The organism is Martelella radicis (assembly GCF_014196625.1).
Lineage (GTDB): Bacteria > Pseudomonadota > Alphaproteobacteria > Rhizobiales > Rhizobiaceae > Martelella > Martelella radicis.
Genome location: NZ_JACIDZ010000003.1, coordinates 112,488 through 129,291, shown reverse-complemented (window position 1 = coordinate 129,291; position 16,804 = coordinate 112,488). Strand labels below are relative to the sequence as shown.

Here is a 16,804-nt window from a genome sequence, read left to right as displayed (position 1 = left end):
TCCGGTTTTCGAACGATCCGAACCGATGAAAACCCGAGGCCCCTTGCCCGTTTAGATTTGAATGTCTAAATGTTTGCAAGGAAAAAACGGGAGTTATCAATGATCGCGCTATTCGAGACGATTTTCTACGCGCTTGAAATCTATAAGTGGGTGATCATCGCCAGCGCCATATTCTCCTGGCTCTACGCGTTCAATATCATCAACGCGCGCAGCGAATTCATCAATTCGATCGGCCGCGCGCTCTATGCGATCACCGAGCCCGTCTACCGCCCGATCCGCAATTTCCTGCCCAATCTCGGCGGCATCGATATTTCGCCGGTGATCGTACTGCTGATCGTATTCTTCCTGCAGCGTCTGATCCTGACCGGCGTGATCCCGCGGCTTTACTGACCGGACGGGATTCAGAAAAGGCCGCTCTGCTGCAAGACCGCAGCAATGGCATGACGCGCGCCTCGAAAGCTGGGGCAAGAGCGCGCAACCGAACAGTAAAAACGCCGGACCCTCGGGACCCGGCGCCTTTCATATTGGCGAAAGCCGCGATGCCGGCGTTTCAGAAGCCTCAGCCCTTGTCCTTGGCGCGCTCGATGGCCTCCACGATCAGCTTCTTGGCTTCGTTGACATCGTGCCAGCCGAAGATCTTGACCCATTTGCCGGGCTCCAGATCCTTGTAGTGCTCGAAGAAGTGCTCGACCTGCTTCAGCTGGATTTCCGGGATATCGGTGAAGTTCTGCACCTTGTCGAAGCGGGCGCTGACGTCCTGCGAAGGAACGGCTATGATCTTTTCATCCTTGCCGGAATTGTCTTCCATCATCATCACGCCGATCGGGCGGACATTGATAACGCAGCCGGGCATCAGCGGACGGAAATTGCAGATGAGCACGTCGATCGGGTCGCCGTCATCGGAAAGCGTATGGGGCACGAAGCCGTAATTGCCGGGATACATCATCGGCGTATAGAGAAAGCGGTCCACGACCAGCACGCCGGCGTCCTTGTCCATCTCGTACTTGATCGGCTGGCCGCCCATCGGCACTTCGACAATGACGTTGATGTCGTCCGGCGGGTTCTTGCCGATGGAAATCGCTTCAATACGCATAGGTGCCTCCAAACAGGGAAAATATCGCGACTTGGATAATCAAATTGGCCCGACAAAGCAATAACGCGAAATGACTTCCGTTAATTTCCCGGTCCGCGCCGGATAGCGGCGGGCGGCTGTCAGTCCCAGACGTAGGAAATTCTGCCGATCAGCCGGTCGCCATAGTGCTCCTCGGCGAAGGCGAGAGGCTTGCCGCCAAGCCCGCTGAAGAAGAAGGCGGCCTGGTCGAGCGTGTCGATCGCCCAGCAGATCGTGCCCTTGCAGCCGAGCGAATTCAGCAGCCGGCGCGCGGCCTCGAACAGTTCGCGGCCAAAACCAAGGCCCTGATATTCGGGCAAAAGGTAGATTTCGTAGATCTCGCCTTCCTGCGGCAATGTCTTTACCCGGTTGAGGCCGACGCTGGCATAGCCGACCGGCTCGCCCTCGACTTCGAGCACCAGAAGCGTTTCCTCGCTGGCGATCGCCCGACGCCACCAGGCCAGATTGCGCTCGGTGATCATCGTCTGCAGAACGACATGGGGAATGATGCCCGCATAGGTATGCTGCCAGGCGTGCCAGTGCACGTTCGCGATCTTTTCCGCATCGTCCGCTTTCGCGGGGCGCACATCGCCAGACAATATCCTCATGGCACCCTACCGATATTCTTGCTCTTTCGGCACAGGTTGAGAATACGACAATCGACCGCATTTGCCCACACCAAATCGAAAGGGAGCCGTGAAGCGACCGCGAAGGGGATGTCACGAAGGCGCGCCGGAGCGCTTCCTGAAAGCGTCGGCGGCGGCAGAAACCAGGCAATCGGCCATTGCCTCGTCCTCGAACACGGCGGTGATTTCCAGGACCGCGCTCATGGCGCGCAAGGCGGCAAGATTGCCGTCCCGCGCGCCCGAAAGCCGCGCCATGTCCTTGGCCGTGGTGACGGGAAGGAGCTCGCCGGCGGCTGCCTGCGCCATGAGGTTGCACGCCAGCGCCGGGGTAATCGGAGCATGGTCGGCAAGGCGCACCCGCTCCACGACAACGGCGCCGAGCCCCTCAAGCGTATCGAAGAACTTGTCCGGATCGCCGATCCCGGCATAGGCGAGAACCCGGCGGCCGGACAGTCTTTCGACATCCTCGTCCGCCGGTTTCTGGCTGAGCCGCTCGACGGGAACCCGTGCGTGCCGGGCAAGACTTTCGACCTCGCCCGCGCGCGCGCCTTCGCCATTGACGAGAATAACGTCCGTTTTCGGGAACTGGGCGGCAAGCGGCGCTCTCAGCGGCCCGGCGGGCAGGCAGAGGCCGTTGCCGAAACCGCGCTTGGCATCGACCACGGCTAAAGCGAAATCCGGCCTCAGCCTGCCGCTTTGCAAACCGTCATCCATGATAATGAAGTCGACGCCCTCGCTTTCCAGAAGCCGCGCCGCGTCCACCCTTGCGGGAGAGACCGCCACGGGCGCGGTGCGCGCCAGCATCAGCGCCTCGTCGCCCACGTCGGCATGGGTATGGCGCTTCGGGTCCACCAGTCGCGGGGTGGTGACTTTCGCGCCATATCCGCGCAACACAAAGCCCGGCTTTCTGCCCGCGCCGATTGCGGCGCGCGCCAGGGCTTCGGCAACCGGAGTCTTGCCGGTTCCGCCCACGGTAAAATTACCCACGCACAGAACCGGTACCTGAACGCACGCCCCGCGCGCGCGTCGCATCCGTCTTCCGGCGATGGCGCCATAGAGACGCGAAAACGGCCAGAGAACCAGACTGAGAATATGGCCCTTTTGCCACCAGAAGGCGTGGATTGAGGAAAACATGGTTTGAGCCGCCCCCGTTTCGACGACAGGACGGCAGGACCGCCCGTTCAGCGAAGAGCCTTGCGCAGGTCCTGGCTCGCGATCTTGTCCTGAATGTTGACGCTGCGTTTCTTCTCCGGAACCGGCCGCGGCCGGGCAAAGAACCGCGCTTCAAGCCGCAGCGGCGCCAAAAAGCGCTCCATGCCCTTCATCGTCTTGATCAGAGCGCCGCGCATCTCCCTGACGCCGGCATAGCCGGCCGAGATCATGTGGCCTCGCGCGTCCCGGTCACTCAGGAGAAAATCGACCGATTGCATCAGCGCCTCGGCGCCTTCGACGGTGCGCACCGCGCCGCGCTGGCGAAGTTGTCTGTAGGTGTCGCGGAAGTTGTCGACGTGGGGCCCGGTGATCACCGCCGCACCGAGCATGGCCGGTTCGAGCGGGTTCTGCCCGCCCTTGGCGATCAGCGAACGGCCGACGAAGGCGATTTCGGTCAGGCGCAGATAAAGGCCCATGTCCCCCATCGTGTCGCCGAGCAGAATATCGGTCTCCTCCACCGGGATCTCGCCGAGCGAGCGTCGGCTGACATTGAGCCCCTTTGCGGCAAACAGCCCGGCGAGCACGTCCCCGCGATCCGGATGACGCGGCACGATGATTGTCAGAAGGCCTCGATGCTTGCCACGCAGCGCCACATGGACATCGGCCGCAATCTTTTCCTCGCCGTCAAAGGTCGAAATCGCTGCCCAGACGGGTCGCTCGCCGATCTCGCCCTTCAGCGTCTCGACAAGCTGGTCGTCGGCCGGCGGCGCTTCCCGATCGACTTTCAGATTGCCTGTGACCGAGACGTGAAGCGCACCGAGATCGGAAAACCGCTCCGCGTCCAGATCGGTCTGTGCCATGACCAGTGAGAAGCGCGAGAACAGGCTGCGCGCCAGGTCACGGCGGTTCATCCAGCGTTCGAAGGAACGGTCCGAGATGCGGCCGTTGACGATGATCTGCGCGATCTTGCGCCGGGCAAGCTCGCTGATCGTGACCGGCCAAACCTCTGTTTCCACGTTCACGGCCAGATCGGGCCGCCAGTGGTCAAGAAAGCGGGACACCGCCGGCATGGCATCGATCGGCACGTATTGGTGAATCACGTCATCACCGAAGCGCTCGGCGGCAAGCCTTGCAGAGGTGACCGTTCCGCTGGTCAGAAGAATGGAGAGGCCGCAATTCTTGATGCTCTCGATCAACTGCGTGACGGCGAGCGTCTCGCCGACGCTTGCTGCATGGATCCAGACCAGCGGGCCATCCGGCCGGGCAAGTTTCGTACGACCGAAACGCTCTTTGAGACGCGCGCGCTCTTCCTTGCCGATTCTTACCCGGTAGTGAAGTATCGCCCACAATAACGGATAGCCGAGAATACCTCCGAGCCAATACCCGTTTTTGGCGAGCCAAACTGAAAAGCCGGTCTTCATACTTTCGTCCGCATCCCCGTTCAAAACCTAAGGACAGGCAGCCGCACCGCTACCAAAACGCGAATCACCTGCATATAGAAATACCATCAAGCGGGAATCCGGACCACGCCAACAATTTCAAAAAATGCGGTTTTACCGATGCATTCAACAGCAAACGCAAAGTAACGCCTGCCTGTACTCATACAGACTTCGCTTATTCGCAGAATTTTCTAGAGCATACCGTTGCGGCGAAAAAATGGAGTCACCGCCTCAAAAATCAGCTTTCGGGGTCGAGCAGGCGATGCAGATGGACGATGAAGTAGCGCATATGGGCATTGTCGACGGTCTGCTGTGCCTTGGACTTCCAGGCCGCGTGCGCGCTGGCATAATTGGGATAGATACCCACGATATCGAGCGCATCGAGATCCGTGAACTTCATGCTTTGCAGGCTTTCAAGCTCGCCGCCGAAGACGAGATGCAGAAGCTGCTTGTTTTCAACCGTATCAGCCATGATAAGCCTCACTGTTTCGTTTGCCTCAAATCCTTCGCGCAGTGTGTCGAAGGTTTGCTTGCTCTTGTCAAGATTGCCCGGGCGGGCCGAATTGCCGCAACAGCGTGCCGACCAGTCGCCGGTTGCCGGCAAAAAGCGTGCCGTGACGCACGCCGGAACGATTATAGGTAAGCGCCCTGCCCTTGTCATCGAGAAGCGCCGCGCCGGCCCGCGCGAGGATGATATCGGCAGCGGCAAGGTCCCAGTCATGGGAATTCGGCCTGACCAGCGTACCGTCGAGCCGGCCTTCGGCAACGAGCGCAAGACGATAGGCAAGCGATGGGATATAGGCGGCACGTTTCAGCCGTTTTCGAAAACGCGGGTGGAAGCGGTCGGCAAGGCTCGCCGGGAGGCAAAGCTCAAGCTGCTCATCGCCGGCCCCGACATCGCCGTCAGCCGCGTGGATCGCCACGCCGTTCAGCATGGCGGGCCCGCCTTCCATCGCGGTGTAAATATCGCCGAGGGCGGGCGCCACAAGAACGCCGGCAACAGGCCGCTTGCCGCTGACAACGGCGACGCTGACAACCCAATTGGTCTGCCCGCCGAGAAAACCGCGCGTGCCATCGATGGGATCAACGACGAAGGCCCGCTCCTTGTCCAGCCGCTTCAGGTCATCCTGACTCTCCTCCGAAAGCCAGCCATAATCCGGGCGCGCCTTCGTCAGGATCGACTCTAGACATTCATTCGCGGCATAATCCGCCGCGCTTACGGGCGACTGGCCGCCATTCTTCCACCAGACCTCCGGGTCTTGTCCGAAATGGGAAAGCGCAACAGCGCCGGCCTCGCGAGCGGCGCTTTCGATGAGCGCGAGATCGGAAGACCAGTCGTCGCCGGTGGTTTCATAGTCGGTCAATCGCATCTGCCTTTCCGGGACCGCCCCGGTCAATCGGCCCTTCAGGCCGCATTCGAACGAGATGGAGATATAGAGCGTTTCGAAAATTTTGCGAGATCACACCTAGCGACCGGCCAGCGTCAGCCCCTCGACCAAAACGCTCGGAGCCGCGATCGAATAAAGCCGGTCGATATCGTTTGCCGGCGTCATTGCCATGAACATGTCCTTGAGATTGCCCGCGATCGTGACCTGTGAGACCGGATAGGCGATCTCGCCGTTCTCGATCCAGAAACCGCTGGCTCCGCGCGAATATTCGCCGGTCACCATGTTGACGCCCTGGCCGATCAGTTCGGTCACGTAGAGACCGGTCCCGATCTCCCGCATCAGCTCCTCCGGACTTTTTTCGCCCGGCTCCAGGGAAAGATTGGTCGGAGACGCGGAAAGCGAATTGCCCGCGCGCGAGCCGCGCCCGTTTGTCTCAAAACCCAGTTCGCACCCAAGCGCGGTGGACAGGAACCACTGCTGCAGCACGCCGTCCTCGACCATTGCCAGCCTGCGGCTTTCCACGCCCTCGCCATCAAATGGCTGGGAGCCCGCGCCACGCAGGATCGACGGGTCGTCGATCACATTCACGCCGGCCTTCAAGACCTCTTTGCCGAGCCTGTCGCGCAGGAAACTGGTCTTGCGGGCAACGGCAGAGCCCGAGATCGCGCCGGCCAGATGGCCGAGAAGGCTGCGCGCCTGCTTGGCCTCGAACAACACGGCCGCGCCCTTGCGGGTCTCGAGCTGGCGCGGGGAAAGCCGCGCGACCGCGCGTTCGCCGGCTTCCAGGCCGATCTCCGCGGCTGGGCGCAGATCGCCGTCATGGGAACGCGCGTCGCTGTCATGGTCGCGCTGCATGCCTGTGCCCTCTCCCGCGACGACGGAGACCGAGGTGGATGAGTAGGATCGGCGATAGCCGCCGGAAAACCCGTCCGAGGTCACCAGCGCGAAGGCGACTTCGCCGTGCGCCGCCCCGGCGCCGGAACTCCTCGTCACGCCTTTTACCGAAAGCGCCGCTTCCTCGGCGGCGAGCGCGCGGGCGACGAGCGTCTCGGTCGAAACCTCGGTCGGATCATAAAGATCGAGATCCGGCACATCGCGCGCCAGCCGGTCGGGCTCGGCAAGGCTTGCGAAAGGATCTTCCGGCGAGACCCTCGCCATGGCCAAAGCCCTGTCCACCAGCGTTTCGACATCGTCATCCGTATTGGTCGAGACGCTGGCGACCTTCGCGCCGGAGAACACGCGCAGCGAAAAACCCCGGTTTTCGGAGGCCTGCGCGTTTTCGCGCTTTCCCTCGCGCACCGAGACGCTGTTGGACGCCCCTTCGGAGACGACCACATCGGCAGCGTCGGCGCCTTTTCGTTTCGCAACCGCGAGGATCCGCGCCGCGCTCTCGATCAGTTGACCGGAATCTTTGTGCGATAGTTTCGATGACATGGGCATTGGCCTTTCCTTGGGCTTCCATTTATTGTTCACTTTCCATCGCATCAAGTATCGTTCACTCCGGTCGTTCGATTTCTTCACATTCAGGGACCAGTAAATGGCGACGTCGCAGAGCCTCTTCACCGAAACCGTATGGATGCTGGGAGCGGCCGCGATTGCCGCGCCGATCTTCAAGCGGCTGGGGCTCGGCACGGTTCTAGGCTATCTCGCCGGCGGCGTGATCATCGGCCCCGTTCTGCAGCGCATCACGAATGGCGAAGAGGTTCTTCACGTCGCCGAGCTTGGCATCGTTTTCCTGCTGTTCATGATCGGACTCGAACTGAAACCGGCGCGGCTGTGGACCATGCGCAAGGATATTTTCGGCCTTGGCCTCGCCCAGGTCGCGGTCACCGGCGCGATCCTCGTCCCGCTTGCCTATCTCGGCGGCGTCGGCAACTGGAGCGCCGCGGTGATCGCCGGCTCCGGCCTCGCCCTGTCGTCGACGGCCTTCGCCATGCAGATCCTCGACGATAGCGGCGACGTCAACACGCGCTACGGCCAGCGGTCCTTCTCCATGCTGCTGTTTCAGGATATCGCCATCGTCCCGCTTCTGGCGCTTGTCAGCATCCTCGGCGGCGGCGTCGAGGAGGCGACGACCTCCGACATGCTGACGAGTGCCGCGCTTGCGCTTCTGGTGGTCGCGCTGATGATCGCCGCCGGCCGCTATGTGCTGACGCCGGTTTTCCAGATCATCGCCGCCACAGGCGCGCGCGAGGTGATGATCGTCGCCGCGCTCTTCCTTGTCATCGGGTCGGCCATGGCCATGCAGATGGTCGGGCTCTCGATGGCGATGGGCGCGTTCCTTGCCGGGGTCATGCTTGCCGAATCATCCTACCGCCATGAGCTCGAGGCCGATATCGAGCCCTTCAGGGGCGTATTCCTCTCGATCTTCTTCATCGCCGTCGGCCTCTCGCTCGAACTTGACGTCGTCTACGAGAATCTCCTGCTCATCGTCATCGCCGTGCCCGTGCTGATTGCCGTCAAGGCTGCCGTCATCTACGGGCTATGTCGCATTTCCGGCTCGGCTCATGACGAGGCGGTCCGCATTGCCGCTCTTCTGCCGCAAGGCGGCGAATTCGGCTTCGTGATGTTCTCGACGGCGGCGGCGGCAGGGGTTCTTTCGAATGCCATCGCCTCGGTGCTGATCGCGGTTGTGACGCTGTCGATGGTCGCCACACCACTTTGCGTGCGGCTTGCCGAACGGCTGACCAGCCGTCAGGAGGGTCATGAAGAAATGGAGGAGGATTTCGACGGGGCCGATGCCGACGTGCTGATGGTCGGCTTCTCCCGCTTCGGCCAGATCGCCGCGCAGATCCTTCTGGCGAGCGGACGCGACGTCACCATCATCGATTATTCGGCGGAGCGCATCCGGCAGGCGTCTGCCTTCGGCTTCCACATCTATTTCGGCGACGGCACCCGCAAGGAAGTTCTCGTCGCCGCCGGCATCGAAAAGGCGAAGATCGTCGCCGTGTGCACCCAGAAGCGCGAGATCACGGACCGCGTGATCGACGTGGTGCAGGAGAATTTCCCGCGCGCCCACATCTATGCACGCTCCTATGACCGGGGCCACACGCTGGCGCTGCGTCAGCGCGGCGTCGAATATGAGTTGCGCGAGACGCTCGAATCGGGCCTCGCCTTCGGCAAGGAGACGCTGATCGCGCTCGGCACCGGCGAGGACGAGGCGACCGCGATCACCGACGACATTCGCCGCCGCGACGCCAAGCGGCTCGAGATTCAGGCGGTGGAGGGCATCATGGCCGGTTCGGACATGCTCCATACCCACCCCGTCAGCCCGGAGCCGCTGATGCGACCGAAACGCAACCGCTTCGACCCCACTGTCAAGGTCACCGGCAAGGATATGGCCTGAACGACCTCAGGCCGCCTTGCGCAGTTCGCTCACCAGCGGCACGCCGCAGCGCTCCGCCATGCGGGTGCGGTAGGCTTCCACCGGCTCGGGCACGGCAAGATCCGGCACGATCGAAAGCGAGCGCAGCGTCGGAAACAGCATGATGTCGTCGATGGTCGAGGCTTCGGCGTCGGGCAGGAAGGACGACAGCGCGCCAAGACCTTTCAGGATCTCGGCCTTGTGGGTTTCGGTTTCGGCCAGAAGCCCGTCGAAGGCGCCGAAGGTGGCCTCCTTCTTTTCGGTGAAATAGGCGCGGGCCGAAGCGGTCCTGAACTCGGGAAAGACCGGATCCGGCGTGCGCGGGATCACCAGCGCGTTGACGGTGCTGCCCCAGGTCTTCAGCCAGTCGGTGATCTCCTTGCGCGGCGTGCCGGCAAACAGGCGCTCGCCCGAGAGGCTGTCAACCTTGTGAACGATATCGAGGCTTTCAGCCATATGCCCGTCATCATCCTCGAGGATCGGCGCCATCTTCTTGCCGATCATCCGGATCGGCGTTTCCTCGTCATCATTCGCCATGAAGGCAAGCTCGAAGGGGATGTTCTTCAGCCCGAAGGGCATCCGGGCTCTCACGCAGAATGGGCAATGGTCATAAACATAAAGCTTCATCAGTATTTCCTTTCTGTTTGAGAGTGCGCCCCCGAAAACACGCTGCCGATCAGAGCGCCCGGGCGGCCCACAGCAGTCCACGAGTCAATATGGCGCGCACATCGGGGATTTCGAGCTCAGCGGCCGTGTGACCAAGCGAGGAGTAGAAAACGCGGCCCTTGCCATGCGTCGTGGTGAAGACCACCGGCATGACCACATTCTTGCGCCAGGGATGGAACGCGCCGGAGAAGGTGGTGGTCGCCAGCACCTCCACCGCCGGGTCGTAGTTCAGGTAATATTGCTCGGAAGTGTGCTCGAAACTCCCGATGCCGTCCATGATCGGATGATCGGGGCGGGTCACATCGACCCGATAGGTGATGATGTCGCCGGGATGGGAGACCCAGTAGCAGCTTGCGGCATAGCGGAACGGCACGCTGGCGCGAAAGCTTGTCGCAAGCCCCATATGGTAGCCGGCAAGCCCCGTGCCTGCCTGAACGGCGCCAATCAGCTTCGCCATTTTCTCCTTTGAAAGCTCGCCATCGGTGATCACCGGCACCACAAGGGCGTTCGTCCCGACATCATCGGCGCCGAGCGCGTCATAGTCGTCGGTGACATCGACCGCGAAGTCATGGGCCTCCAGAATATCGCGGACCGTCTCCGCGCCCTCCTTCGGCGTGTGCAGCGCCATGCCGCCATAAACCACAAGCGCCTTTCGCCTTGTCATGGCTGTCTCCTTCCCTTCAATCGGCGCGCTAAAGACCGAGGCCGACGGCGGCCGTGCGATGGACGCCCTTCGGCACATAGGCCAGCGCGTCCTCGCTCTTCAGCAGTTTCGCCGCCAGATGGATGACCGAGAGCCACATTTCAGTTCCCTGCAGGCCCGCTTCCTGCCCGTCGGCAAAGGCAAAGCCTGCATCAGCTTGCCATCGTTCCGGCGCGCGGGCGATGATCGCACGGGCCACCGCCTCGGCCTCGGAACGGCGGTGATCCGTCTGGGCAAGACAGGTCAGAAGCGGATGGATCGTATCGAGCAGGTTGCAGGCCGTATAGGCCGGTCCGGCAAAGCCGTCATGATTGCGGTAGTTGGCGAGTACGGAATTGATCGCCGCTTCAGGATATGGCACCGGCAGGCCGAACTGCGCATACGTGCCCCGCGTCAGCCGGTAGAAGCCGTTGACCGGCTGAAGCAGGCCTTCCGCCGCTGTGGGCGCACCCCAGAGACCGGTTGCCCGGTCGACATGAAGCGCAAGCCAGCCGAACAGCGTCTCGCGCGCCCGGCCGGTCGAAAAATAGCGGGCGTTGAAATAAAGCGCCGTGCCGATCGCATCGACGGCAGCGCCCGCGCCCCAGGCATTGGTCCGCCAGGGCAGGCTCTCCAGCCAGAGGCAGAGTTCGGGCGAGTCAAGCTCGACGGCCGAAACCCTGTGATCCGGCCGGCTGCCGAGCAGCTCCAGCGCATAGCCGACCGAAAGCACGTTATAGAGCGCCAGCCCGTCATCGCGCAGTGGCGAGCCCGGTTTCGGCGGCTGGCCGGGATCGGGAAAAAGGCCTGTCTCAGGGTCCTGAACGGCCTTCAGCGCGGCGATCGCGGCATCGACGTCGAGCCCCTCCGGCCTTTCGTCGAGACCGGCCGCAATTTCGATCGCGTCACACAGGTGGCGCATGCTCGGCCGTTCCTTGCCGTCGGCCTCGCGGGAAACATAGACGCCGTCGCGCATGCTCCGGGCCAGAATCGCGCGCCACTCCGCCCCGATCCTGTCGCCGACGGTCTGGAGCGCGGCATCGATATCTGCACCCGGCTTCGCGCGTTTCTCGCCGCGCCGACGGATCGGCTTTGCCGGCACGCCGCCGGCGATCATATAGGGCGGGATATCGCGGGTGACGGTGGCGCCGGCGGCAATCACCGCGCCGCGTCCGATGCGCACGCCGTCGAGAACCACCACATTGGCCCCGATCCAGACATCGTCCTCTATGATGATGCCCCGGCTTTCATGCGGTTGCCGGGAGATTGGGACATCAGGGTCCTCATAGCCATGATTGAATCCCATGATCTGCGCATGCGAGGCGATGCGCACATGATTGCCGCAGGACACCTTCCCGGCAAGGCAGGCATAGGCATTGACCGTGCAGTCCGCACCGATCTTGATATCGCCGCGCACGACGGCATAACCGGCAATGTAGGATGTCGGACCAAGATAGAGCCTGTCCGTGAAGACGGCCGCCTTCTCGGCGACATAGGCCGTTTCATCGATCTCGGCGCCCGCGTCTCTTGCAAGAGCGGCGCAGCGCGCCCGGTGGGCGGGCGAAACGATATCCTCGGGTCTGCGCTCCCAGGTCAGGAACTGCAGGCGCGCCTCGTGCCGGCGTGCGTCATTGTCGTCTTGAGGATCCTCACCCATTCCCGTCGCTCCGAAGGTCATCATCAATGCGGCAGGCCAGACCCGGAGGTATCCATAGCCAGCGCAGCATTCCTGATTCCATAGCGTGCGTCAGGCGTGAGCGATACCCCGGACTGACATTGAAAACGCAAGCAGTATCGAAACGCCGAGGAGACGAACGATGGAACGACCCCGTCCAGGTGAGGCGGAGCACCGGGACGGGGTGGCCGACGCCTCCCAGAAACGTGGTCAAACACGCTGAAACGTCGGGCCGATCCGGTAAGGCCGGACCTGCGTCAGGCCGCCTGCAGGTCGATCACGAAGCGGTAGCGGACCTGCTTGCCGACGACGCGGTTCATCGCCTCGTCAATCTGGTCAGGGCGGATCAGTTCGATATCGGCGCTGATATTGTGGCTGGCGCAATAGTCGACGACTTCCTGGGTTTCGGGGATCCCGCCGATCAGCGAAGAGGCAATCGACCGGCGCTGCCCCCACAGGCTGCCGCCCATGGTCTGTTGCAGTTCAAGCGGCGTTCCAACGCTGACAAGCGTGCCATCCAGCCCCAGAAGCGAAAGGTAGGGCGCGACCGGGTAGCTTTGCGGTATGGTCGAGATCAGCAGGTCATACTGCCTGGCATGCGCCCGCATCGCCGCTTCATCCGAGGTCAACACCGCTTCGCGCGCGCCGAGCGCTCCCGCATCGGAAACCTTTTCGGCGGTGGAGGTGAACATGGTCACGTCCGCGCGTTTGGCGGAAGCGAGCTTCACCGCCATGTGCCCCAGTCCGCCGATACCGTTGACGCCGATCCTCATGCCCGGCTCGATCTTCCAGTGCTGCAGAGGCGAGAAGGTGGTGATGCCGGCGCACAGCAGCGGCGCGCGGGCGGCATGGTCGCCCGATTGCGGCATGCGGATGACGAAATCCTCGGTGACGACGATACCGCGTGACCAGCCGCCCTGGGTATAACCGCCGGGCACGTCCGCCGGGGAGCCATAGGTCCAGGTCGCGCCGTTCAGGCAATATTGTTCGAGGCCCTGAAGGCAGTTCTCGCAGGTGCCGCAACTGTTGACCATGCAGCCGACGCCCGCCATGTCGCCGACCCGGAAACGGGTGACATCGGAACCAACACCGATAACCCGGCCGACGATCTCGTGACCGGGGGCGAGCGGCGCGCGGATCGGGCCCCATTCACCGCGAATGGTATGGATATCGGAGTGGCAGAGACCGCAATACATCGTCTCGATTACCACATCCTTCGGACCTGCCGCGCGGCGCGGAATGTCGAAACGCTGGACAGGGCCGGCCGCCTCGAACACGCCGAAGCCGTCAACGGTGCGGGCACCGGTCCGGTTGGCCACCGATGTCTCCTGCGCGCTCGCAGCGCCTGCCATGCCGGTTACGGCGACCGCGCCGGCGGCAAGACCCATGCCGACCTTCATCAGCTTGCGCCTCGAGGTTCCATGGATGCTCAGATGTTCAACATCGCTCCTGCAATTCTCGCACATGGTCCAATCCCCTTTGCTTGAAGGAAGTTCATCTTCGCTAGGGGAATATTAGGCCAGGGCGGAAAGGCGATCATGGTCTGACGACGACTGCCACTCATGAGCGGGTGGCATAAATCACGCCCTCGCCGCACGGCGGGTGAACCGGAACATCAGCAGAATGCCGGCAGCACTGAAAAAGGAGGTCGCCAGAACCGAGCCATACCAGCCGAAAAAAAGACCCTCGCTGCCTGCCGCGGAAATCAGCACCGAGCTGATCGCAATACCGATCGATGATCCGAGATAGCGCGCGGTGTTGTTGGCGGCCGAGCCCATGGCCGCGCGTTCGGCCGGAACGCTCTCTACCGACGCGTGTCCAAGCGCGCCGTTGAGAATGCCGTTGGATATGCCGGCGACAAAGAGGCCGGGAAGAACCAGCCCCCAGAAAGCGTCGGCCGCCAGCAAAAGCATCAGAAGCTGGCCGGCGAGGCAACCGGCCATGGCCATCAGGACCCTGCTGCGAGAGGACCATGCAGCGGGCAGAAAGCGTGCGGTGAAGGGGGAGATCGCGGTGATCCCGGACCAGGCGAGCAAGACGACGGCCGCCGTCAGCGGGCTCATGCCATAGGCACGCTCCAGCATCGTCGGCACCATCGTCATCAACGCCAGCACCCCCGCTCCGGACGCGAAGGCGGCAATCGTCGCTCCGACGAAATCGGTACGGCGGAAGAGTTCAAGCTGGATGATCGGATTGTCGACCCGTCTCTCCAGGACAACGAAGGCAGACAGGAAAGCAACGCTGGCAACGAGAAGCGCAGAGACCATGACGGTCAAGCCGAAGCGGATTTCGGTCATAGCAGAAAGCAGCGCGCCGAGACCCGCCATCAGAAGAAGCGAACCGAGAATATCGATGCGCGCATTATCGCCGGCCGTTTTGGGCAGCGGCTTCATCGCGAGAGCGCCGAGGACGGCCGACACCACCGCGATCAGGACATGGTCGGCCCGCCAGCCGCCGATGAACAGCATGAGCGAGGCGATGATCGGGCCGGCCGCGACGCCGGTTCCAAGGGCCGCCGCCCAGACGGCGGCAGCAGCCTTGCGTCGCTCGCCGACAAAAACCTGCCCGATCAGCCCGAGGCCGCAAGCCATGATGCCGGCGCTACCGAGCCCCTGCACGACGCGGCCGATGATCAGCACGGTTGCGTTCGGCGCAAGAGCCGTCACAACGGAGGATAAGGCCGTCAGCCATAGCCCGCCGAGAAAGGTCTCCCGACGACCGCGACTGTCGCCAAGCGCGCCCGCCGTGAGAAGGCCAACAGCGGCACCAAGCGGCATGCCGCTCATCGCCCAGGCCTGCGCGCCGGGTGAAAGACCGAGGCTTTCGGTCATCGCGTTCAGCGTTGTCAACGGGGCCGTGAAAACCACCAGCGCCAAACAGGTCGCAGCCGCGACGATGATCAGCGTTGCGCCGGCGCCGTCCGTTGTTTTCTCTGTTTCCAAGATCATACCCGTTCGTTTTGCGGAAGCACCCACTGATGAACCGCTCTCATTTCTATCATCGGCTCCACGGCCTTAATCGAAAAAGGACCTTCATCTAGGCTTCAGGCTGCGAGATGAAGGGACCAATCCATGAAGTTCAAAAACACGCTGGCCGTTCCGGCCTTTCTTCTGGCTGTCTGCCCGGCCGGCGCGCAGCCTGCGAACCAGGACATTGCGCTGGACCCTGATTACCGCGAGGGCGTGCAGTATACGACGGTGGAGCGCGGCAACATCTCAGAGGAGCTATACGCCGCTGCCGAGACAATCGCCGCCGCGAGGGCAGGTTCGGCTTTTCCCGAAGGCGCGGTGATCACAATGGACGATAGCCGCGATGGCGAGCTTCATCGCATATTGGTGATGGAAAAGCGCGCCGAATGGGCCGATCTGTCGGATGCGGGAAGCTGGCAGTTCCGGGTCTTTTCGCCGGACGGCTCGCCCGACATGAATGAAGATGGCGCGCGCTGTCAGGCCTGTCATGCATCTCGCGCCAATGACGACTATGTCTTTACCCGCGCGCGCATGCTTTCCGACTGAGCGAAACGCCCGGGCGAAACCCGCCCGGGCGCAGCCGATCAGCCGTTATAGTCTTCGTCGGAAACCTTCTCCATCCAGGTAACCGGCGAGCCGTCAATGCTTTCCTGAATGGCGATATGGCTCATGGCGGTCTCCGGCGAAGCGCCGTGCCAGTGCTTTTCGCCAGCGGGGAACCAGACGACATCGCCCTGCGAGATCTCCTCGATCGGGCCGCCTTCGCGTTGTACGCGCCCCTTGCCGAAAGTGACGATCAGCGTCTGGCCGGCGGGATGGGTATGCCATGCGGTTCGGGCGCCCGGCTCGAAGGTGACATGAGCACCGCTGGTCCGGCCGGGCTCCTCGGCGGCAAACAGCGGGTCAAGGCGCACCGTGCCGGTGAACCAGTCTTCGGGGCCCTTTGCGGAAGGGGCGGAACCTGAACGGATAATTTTCATCAGAAGTCTCCTTTCGAACACGTTCAATCGTGCAGTTTTTCAAATCGATAGGTCAGCGCGGCGCCGCCGGGCTGGCCATAGGCAAGTTCGGCGGTGACCATGGCGAAGGGTTCAACAAAACGCCCGGTCTTCAGCCCGCCCGCCTCCAGAGGCTCAAAGCCGATATCGCTGATCAGCGAGCCCGCGATCTCCTTGGCTTCCCGGTCATCGCCATAGACCAGAAGATGCGGTCGCGGCTTCTGTTCGCGGCGCGCGAAGACGCCGGAAAGGCTTTCCGAGGGCGACGTGTTGAAGCAGGAGACCCAACGAGCCCGCGGGCGTTTTCGGGCCAGTTCCTCGGCGCCGGACGTACTCATTCCGACCACGATCTCTCTGTCGCTCTCGTCCAGCGGAACACAGCAATTGAGCACGACGATCCCTGAAAGGTCACCTGCCTGATCGAGTACATCTTCCACCCGCGACCAGTGGACGGCGAGCAGAACGGCATCCGCGCCCGAAACGGCTTCGGCGACCGTCCCCGACGCCGCATTCGCCCTGCCGGCCAGGCGTCGCAGCCTGGCGGGGCTTCGCGAATAGGCAAAGGTCACGTCATGACCGCATTCGGCCCAAAGCGTGCCGAGCTTCGCCCCCATCAAGCCGGATCCGAGAATGGCGATTTTCATGTCGATCTCCTTGAAAGCCGATATAGAGCGGGGAACAGGGCGGAAAAAGGCCGGTAAATTCCTTGCGGCCATGAACCTTATTCATGAATG

At 62.6% G+C, this 16,804-nt stretch carries 17 protein-coding genes; 3 read left to right on the top strand and 14 right to left on the bottom strand.

All coding sequences use genetic code 11. From position 1 onward, the window contains the following. Window positions 1-99: 99 nt before the first annotated feature. On the top strand, window positions 100-390 hold the full coding sequence (locus tag GGR30_RS06305; protein ID WP_183483687.1) for a YggT family protein: 291 nt from the start codon (window positions 100-102) through the stop codon (window positions 388-390). Between the two features lie 169 nt (window positions 391-559). Here GGR30_RS06305 and ppa read toward each other — a convergent pair whose 3' ends face one another. The 7 genes from ppa to GGR30_RS06270 form a co-directional block, all read right to left on the bottom strand. Next, complete coding sequence (gene ppa / locus GGR30_RS06300; protein ID WP_183483686.1) at window positions 560-1,093, bottom strand: inorganic diphosphatase; 534 nt, start codon at window positions 1,091-1,093, stop codon at window positions 560-562. A 119-nt stretch (window positions 1,094-1,212) separates the two neighbouring features. Continuing rightward, complete coding sequence (locus GGR30_RS06295; protein ID WP_210287960.1) at window positions 1,213-1,719, bottom strand: GNAT family N-acetyltransferase; 507 nt, start codon at window positions 1,717-1,719, stop codon at window positions 1,213-1,215. Between the two features lie 111 nt (window positions 1,720-1,830). Next, the gene (lpxK, locus tag GGR30_RS06290; protein WP_183483685.1) at window positions 1,831-2,871 is read right to left on the bottom strand and encodes a tetraacyldisaccharide 4'-kinase; all 1,041 of its coding nucleotides are present in this window, start codon (window positions 2,869-2,871) and stop codon (window positions 1,831-1,833) included. A gap of 47 nt (window positions 2,872-2,918) precedes the next feature. Then, entirely contained in the window at window positions 2,919-4,310 is a 1,392-nt protein-coding gene (locus GGR30_RS06285) for a 3-deoxy-D-manno-octulosonic acid transferase (RefSeq protein WP_183483684.1), read from the bottom strand. Window positions 4,311-4,566: 256 nt separating this feature from the next. Then, a complete protein-coding gene (locus tag GGR30_RS06280) occupies window positions 4,567-4,800 on the bottom strand; it encodes a DUF4170 domain-containing protein (protein ID WP_183483682.1) in 234 nt (77 codons plus the stop codon). Between the two features lie 67 nt (window positions 4,801-4,867). Next, the gene (locus GGR30_RS06275) at window positions 4,868-5,698 is read right to left on the bottom strand and encodes a 3'(2'),5'-bisphosphate nucleotidase CysQ (RefSeq protein ID WP_183483680.1); all 831 of its coding nucleotides are present in this window, start codon (window positions 5,696-5,698) and stop codon (window positions 4,868-4,870) included. A gap of 96 nt (window positions 5,699-5,794) precedes the next feature. Beyond that, complete coding sequence (locus GGR30_RS06270) at window positions 5,795-7,150, bottom strand: TldD/PmbA family protein (RefSeq protein WP_183483678.1); 1,356 nt, start codon at window positions 7,148-7,150, stop codon at window positions 5,795-5,797. 103 nt (window positions 7,151-7,253) lie between these two features. Here GGR30_RS06270 and GGR30_RS06265 point away from each other — a divergent pair, with 103 nt between their 5' ends. Next, window positions 7,254-9,062, top strand: a complete 1,809-nt coding sequence (locus GGR30_RS06265; protein ID WP_183483675.1) for a monovalent cation:proton antiporter-2 (CPA2) family protein — start codon at window positions 7,254-7,256, stop codon at window positions 9,060-9,062. 6 nt (window positions 9,063-9,068) lie between these two features. Here the strand turns inward: GGR30_RS06265 and grxB are convergent, their stop codons facing one another. From grxB to GGR30_RS06240, 5 genes are all read right to left on the bottom strand, one after another. Next, window positions 9,069-9,707 (bottom strand): glutaredoxin 2, encoded by a 639-nt coding sequence (grxB, locus tag GGR30_RS06260; RefSeq protein WP_183483673.1) that lies wholly within the window; start codon window positions 9,705-9,707, stop codon window positions 9,069-9,071. Between the two features lie 49 nt (window positions 9,708-9,756). Next, on the bottom strand, window positions 9,757-10,410 hold the full coding sequence (locus GGR30_RS06255) for a ThuA domain-containing protein (protein ID WP_183483670.1): 654 nt from the start codon (window positions 10,408-10,410) through the stop codon (window positions 9,757-9,759). 28 nt (window positions 10,411-10,438) lie between these two features. Beyond that, a complete protein-coding gene (locus GGR30_RS06250; RefSeq protein ID WP_183483668.1) occupies window positions 10,439-12,085 on the bottom strand; it encodes an acyltransferase in 1,647 nt (548 codons plus the stop codon). A 275-nt stretch (window positions 12,086-12,360) separates the two neighbouring features. Further along, entirely contained in the window at window positions 12,361-13,455 is a 1,095-nt protein-coding gene (locus tag GGR30_RS06245) for an NAD(P)-dependent alcohol dehydrogenase (protein ID WP_210287969.1), read from the bottom strand. Between the two features lie 228 nt (window positions 13,456-13,683). Continuing rightward, window positions 13,684-15,045 (bottom strand): MFS transporter, encoded by a 1,362-nt coding sequence (locus tag GGR30_RS06240; RefSeq protein ID WP_183483663.1) that lies wholly within the window; start codon window positions 15,043-15,045, stop codon window positions 13,684-13,686. A gap of 129 nt (window positions 15,046-15,174) precedes the next feature. Between GGR30_RS06240 and GGR30_RS06235 the strand changes: the two genes are divergently transcribed. After that, entirely contained in the window at window positions 15,175-15,618 is a 444-nt protein-coding gene (locus tag GGR30_RS06235; protein WP_183483661.1) for a cytochrome P460 family protein, read from the top strand. Between the two features lie 38 nt (window positions 15,619-15,656). On the opposite strand, the gene GGR30_RS06230 is transcribed toward GGR30_RS06235, so the two are convergent. Together GGR30_RS06230 and GGR30_RS06225 are read right to left on the bottom strand one after the other, a co-directional pair. Beyond that, window positions 15,657-16,052, bottom strand: coding sequence for a (R)-mandelonitrile lyase (locus tag GGR30_RS06230; protein ID WP_183483659.1), 396 nt, complete (start codon window positions 16,050-16,052; stop codon window positions 15,657-15,659). Window positions 16,053-16,075: 23 nt separating this feature from the next. Then, the gene (locus GGR30_RS06225; protein ID WP_183483656.1) at window positions 16,076-16,714 is read right to left on the bottom strand and encodes an NADPH-dependent F420 reductase; all 639 of its coding nucleotides are present in this window, start codon (window positions 16,712-16,714) and stop codon (window positions 16,076-16,078) included. Window positions 16,715-16,804: the final 90 nt, after the last annotated feature.

Excerpts from the sequence above, each read along its gene's own strand:
- GGR30_RS06305 (WP_183483687.1), top strand. The coding sequence starts at position 100 with ATGATCGCGCTATTCGAGACGATTTTCTACGCGCTTGAAATCTATAAG.
- ppa (WP_183483686.1), bottom strand. The coding sequence starts at position 1,093 with ATGCGTATTGAAGCGATTTCCATCGGCAAGAACCCGCCGGACGACATC.
- GGR30_RS06295 (WP_210287960.1), bottom strand. The coding sequence starts at position 1,719 with ATGAGGATATTGTCTGGCGATGTGCGCCCCGCGAAAGCGGACGATGCG.
- lpxK (WP_183483685.1), bottom strand. The coding sequence starts at position 2,871 with ATGTTTTCCTCAATCCACGCCTTCTGGTGGCAAAAGGGCCATATTCTC.
- GGR30_RS06285 (WP_183483684.1), bottom strand. The coding sequence starts at position 4,310 with ATGAAGACCGGCTTTTCAGTTTGGCTCGCCAAAAACGGGTATTGGCTC.
- GGR30_RS06280 (WP_183483682.1), bottom strand. The coding sequence starts at position 4,800 with ATGGCTGATACGGTTGAAAACAAGCAGCTTCTGCATCTCGTCTTCGGC.
- GGR30_RS06275 (WP_183483680.1), bottom strand. The coding sequence starts at position 5,698 with ATGCGATTGACCGACTATGAAACCACCGGCGACGACTGGTCTTCCGAT.
- GGR30_RS06270 (WP_183483678.1), bottom strand. The coding sequence starts at position 7,150 with ATGTCATCGAAACTATCGCACAAAGATTCCGGTCAACTGATCGAGAGC.
- GGR30_RS06265 (WP_183483675.1), top strand. The coding sequence starts at position 7,254 with ATGGCGACGTCGCAGAGCCTCTTCACCGAAACCGTATGGATGCTGGGA.
- grxB (WP_183483673.1), bottom strand. The coding sequence starts at position 9,707 with ATGAAGCTTTATGTTTATGACCATTGCCCATTCTGCGTGAGAGCCCGG.
- GGR30_RS06255 (WP_183483670.1), bottom strand. The coding sequence starts at position 10,410 with ATGACAAGGCGAAAGGCGCTTGTGGTTTATGGCGGCATGGCGCTGCAC.
- GGR30_RS06250 (WP_183483668.1), bottom strand. The coding sequence starts at position 12,085 with ATGGGTGAGGATCCTCAAGACGACAATGACGCACGCCGGCACGAGGCG.
- GGR30_RS06245 (WP_210287969.1), bottom strand. The coding sequence starts at position 13,455 with ATGGCAGGCGCTGCGAGCGCGCAGGAGACATCGGTGGCCAACCGGACC.
- GGR30_RS06235 (WP_183483661.1), top strand. The coding sequence starts at position 15,175 with ATGAAGTTCAAAAACACGCTGGCCGTTCCGGCCTTTCTTCTGGCTGTC.
- GGR30_RS06230 (WP_183483659.1), bottom strand. The coding sequence starts at position 16,052 with ATGAAAATTATCCGTTCAGGTTCCGCCCCTTCCGCAAAGGGCCCCGAA.
- GGR30_RS06225 (WP_183483656.1), bottom strand. The coding sequence starts at position 16,714 with ATGAAAATCGCCATTCTCGGATCCGGCTTGATGGGGGCGAAGCTCGGC.